Annotated in this window: 4 protein-coding genes; all 4 read right to left on the bottom strand. The window is 65.4% G+C overall.

The window, feature by feature from the left end; all coding sequences use genetic code 11:
- Window positions 1–1,103: 1,103 nt before the first annotated feature.
- Window positions 1,104–1,397 (bottom strand): hypothetical protein, encoded by a 294-nt coding sequence (locus ACWIHY_RS39405; protein WP_454381489.1) that lies wholly within the window; start codon window positions 1,395–1,397, stop codon window positions 1,104–1,106.
- Window positions 1,398–1,522: 125 nt separating this feature from the next.
- Window positions 1,523–2,698 carry an HTTM domain-containing protein gene (locus ACWIHY_RS39400; RefSeq protein ID WP_454381487.1) on the bottom strand — a complete coding sequence of 392 codons (1,176 nt, stop codon included), beginning with the start codon at window positions 2,696–2,698 and terminating at the stop codon, window positions 1,523–1,525.
- Complete coding sequence (locus ACWIHY_RS39395) at window positions 2,695–3,270, bottom strand: DUF5819 family protein (RefSeq protein WP_454381486.1); 576 nt, start codon at window positions 3,268–3,270, stop codon at window positions 2,695–2,697. The genes ACWIHY_RS39400 and ACWIHY_RS39395 overlap by 4 nt, the downstream gene beginning before the upstream one ends.
- A 339-nt stretch (window positions 3,271–3,609) precedes the next feature.
- Window positions 3,610–3,874 (bottom strand): hypothetical protein (locus ACWIHY_RS39390; RefSeq protein ID WP_454381484.1); only part of this gene is annotated, 265 nt, incomplete at its 5' end.

Below are 3,874 nucleotides of genomic sequence, written 5' to 3'. Positions count from 1 at the left end.
CCGCCCCTCTGCCACGGCCCTCGACGCGGACACGCGGGTACAACCCGATACGCTTGCTCACCTGGAGAGTGCTTCTTTCCGTGCAGCCAACAGGACCCTAGACAAGTCCCATCGTTGCAGGTCAGAAGCACTCTCTGCTTATTTGATCAAGGCATGGACGAGGACGCTCATGAAAGCGCGAGGCTAACGCCCGCCCGTTCAGCCATCCGTCGGCAGAACTCCTGCGCCCCGAACCGCTCCGCCCCCCCTCCTGCTCCGAGCGGCACTCCAGGGCCTCAGTCACCACAGCGGGTAGTTCATCGGCCAGGGCATGAGCCGTGCCCGGGCTGATCTGGTATACGGCAACGTGGCCGTCGTCGGTGAGCTGGACATCGGGCGTTCCCGCGAAGGTGCGGGCAATGTCCACCGGAGCAAGCCACCCAAGCGGCTTCGACACCAAGATGCAAAAGGTCTGGCTCGGTTCGTACGCGGACGGGGCACGGGTGTGTTCCTGGGCCCGGATCCGACTGCGGCGCATGACAAAGGGGCCGCACCCGATGGGATCAGGTGCGGCCTCTCGGTCAGGTCAGGGCGCTTCCGTCGCCAAACCTCAAGCTGCCCTCACGTCACATGATACGTGAGGGATGTCCGGTTTACCCTGATTACGCACGCGTTTTCTGAGACCTGAACGCGACAGCCCGACGGGCATCTTCAATGACTCCGAGAGGCTACTGGCCGGTGATTGGTGCGAGGACCTGGCCCAGAAGGTCGCGCTCCGCTTCCTCGCGCGCCAACCTGGTCGCAGCCCGGGAGGCGGCGAAAGAAGAACGGCAGCACCCGCAAGGAGAAACCGCAGCGGTCCAGGACGCAGATGGTACGGCGGGACGGCCGCGAACCGCTCGGACTGGCGACCGCGATCCCCTGATGATGACCGAGCGCGGTCTGACCGCCCCGGCCGCCGGGCGGCACCGTTCTCGCCCTTCTCTGCACCAACGCGGTTGCCGGGGGTGTCCGGTGACGTCACCGCCCGCGACCGCGTCCGCTCGGGCCACGCCAACAGGACCGAGCTCCTCGGCGCGTCGAGCACCGGCATGCAAACAACGCGCGGCCGCTGTCATCCCCGCCTAGGGATCCGCCACCGTCTCCATCACCCGACCGCTGGGCGCACTTGAGATCGTCATGCAGGAACTGCGCGCCAGACGCTCCTTGATTTCCTCTGCTTCGGCTTTGGTTCCAGCGAACCCAAGCAGGGTGTCATCGGCATAGCGCACGTATCGCAACCGCCGATAGCCGGGATAATCGCAGCCCACACTCGATAGAAGGCGCGACTTGCCTTTCTGACTCTTCCTCGGCCAGTACGCACCCAGCAGCCAGGGAACGGGGACCAGGGCCGATTCGTGGTCGAAGTATGCGTCCACACCTTCTCCACGAGGTGTTCGGGTCCGGGGAGCGGCACCCGGTCCATTCGTAAGCGGACCGTCATCCTGTCGTTTACCGCCGGGCGGAAGACCAGGGAGCCGGAGCACCCCCAAGGACCTTCCGTTCATCGCGAGCCATGAGGGGAACGTGATCGGCCTGCGGGGTGTGCGTCGCCTGCCGGTCCGGGCTGTGGAGGTACTGCAGCATGTGTCGTCCCGGCGGAGGCTTCGGCTCCCGTGACGCCGGTTCGTTGGACGCCGTGCCGCCATAGCCGTCCCACGGCGCGGTAGAAGCGGTCCGGCAGGAACACGGCATCCGCGACGATCATTGCGCCAGAGAACAGTGGCAGCCCCATGAGCACCGCGATATTCACGTGCATGCCCAGCAACAGGATCAAGACAGGGTATTTGAGCCTGCTGAAGAGGACGAACGGAAAGGCGACCTGCACCAGCACCGTCATGTAGCCGACGACGGTGAGCAGTACGTGGTGGCCGTCGATCACCTGGGACAACTCAGGCCAGGGACGGAACAGGTCGATGTTCAGGACGTAGTGGAGGGCGGTGCCGTCGGCCCACTTGCGACCCTGCACTTTGTACAGGCCCGCGCATCCGTAGAGGAAGCAGACCTGGGCTGCGATGACGAACATGCCGCAGTTGTGCAGCACGGTGGTCAAGATGGAGCGCACATCGCCGAGTTGGTGCCGGAGACCGTTTCCGCGGGGAGCTGCAGTCTTGCCGGCCGCGGCCTTGAGCCTGGTCTTGCGCGCGTCGAGGGACCAGCGACGACCGCACGCGGTGAAGACCAGGTAGACGGCCATGAGGACCATGAGGTTGTCCCCGCCGTCCGCCATGTAGATCGCCCTGGCGTGGAATGACACCACCACGACCGCGAACAGCACGGACACCGCACGCGTGTGCCAGCCCAGCACGAACAGCGCACACGTGACAAGGGCAACGGCGTAGCAGACCTCGAAGTACGCCCGGCTGTCGGACAGCATGAGGGCGCTGGCCCATCCGCTCTGGTCGTACATAAGTCGGGCTAGTTCGGGCGTCCATGGCGAACCGGGGCCCCACATCTCGTCGCGGTGTGGAAACTCGCGGAGCAGGAAGACGAGATAGAGCAGCCCGTACCCGATGCGCAACATCGCCGCCGCGTACAGGGAGACCGGCCGCTCGGTCAGGAGGACAAGGAAAGCGTGGATCCGATCGAGCACGCGCTGGAGCACGTGTACGGCGGCCTGTTCGGTGGTTGCTCGGGGCGCTGTGGCCGCCGTGGTCGGTGCCTTCTCACTCCGCTTCATTGCGAGTCCACCTTCCACCAGGGCAGGTTCCGGGTCACGGCCGGCGCAGGTGCCGCGGTGGCCGGACGGGAGCCGTTCGCCGGGCGGGGAGGGGCGATCGGCAGCGTGGTCACCCGTAGCTGGATGGAGTCGAAGGTGTCGCCCCGTTGAGCGGTGACGCGGTCCGCTGCGATGTTGCGGAGATACTTCTGGATAAGAAGAGCCCGCTCCGAGTGTGGCTGGTCGTCGCTGCCGTGCGTTTTGAGGTAGGAATTCCAGGCTTGGCGCAGCATGTTCTGTGCCGTATGGCTCGGGAAGACGTTGTGCTTGACGGCGGAATCGTCCATGGAGCTCACGTCGATCCACTCACTCACTTGCGTGGTGCCGTTCGGCGCTGTGTACCCGACCCTCGCCGAGATCTGCCGATTGACAGACTGCGGATCCGGGGCGAAGAGCCGCCAGTTCTGCGAAAACAAGGGCCGGACCCACGCGTTGATCTGCTGGTTGTACGCCTTGGAAATGGCGTTCGAGGGCGCCACGTACAGAAACACCAGGACAACATGGGCCAGGGTCACTGCGAGGCACAGGGCCACCGCGACTCCCGTTCCAGCGACCAGTAGGCGGGGTGGCTCTGAATTTCCACGAGTCCTACACGGTCCTTCGCCACCGTCCTGCGCTGCCGGCTCAGCGCCGGCCTGCTGTGAATCCTTCGCATTTGTCGACTCAACGCCGCCCAGCACGACCCCACCCGGTCCTTCTCATTGCGACTGCTCGCACCTGCTTCTCCTGCTTCCGCGGGTGGCGCGCGACGGAATCAACGACGATCCGCCGCGCGCCACCCCTTGCTCGCGTGTGGGGGCGACCACCCGTGCGCCATCCGCCAAGGGGATCCACGCGCGACTCGCCACTCCCGCCGAACTGCGGGGAAGAACTCACTCAGTGGTGAATGTGCTTCCCCGGCTTGCCGTGCTTGCCGTGCTTGCTGTGCTTGCCGTGCTTGCTGTGCTTGCCGTGCTTGCTGTGCTTGCCGTGGTGGTCGTCGTGGTCGTCGTGACCGCCTGTGTCGTGACCGCCTGTGTCGTGACCGCCTGTGTCGTCTCCCGTTGCGGCAGCAGCGTCATCTCCCGTTGCGGCAGCAGCGTCATCACCGGTTGCGGCAGCAGCGTCATCTCCCGTTGCGGCAGCAGCGTCATCACC

Source organism: Streptomyces sp. NPDC055287, from assembly GCF_053646035.1.
Note: the sequence above shows the minus strand (reverse complement) of the source record. Positions and strands in the feature narration are given on the sequence as shown.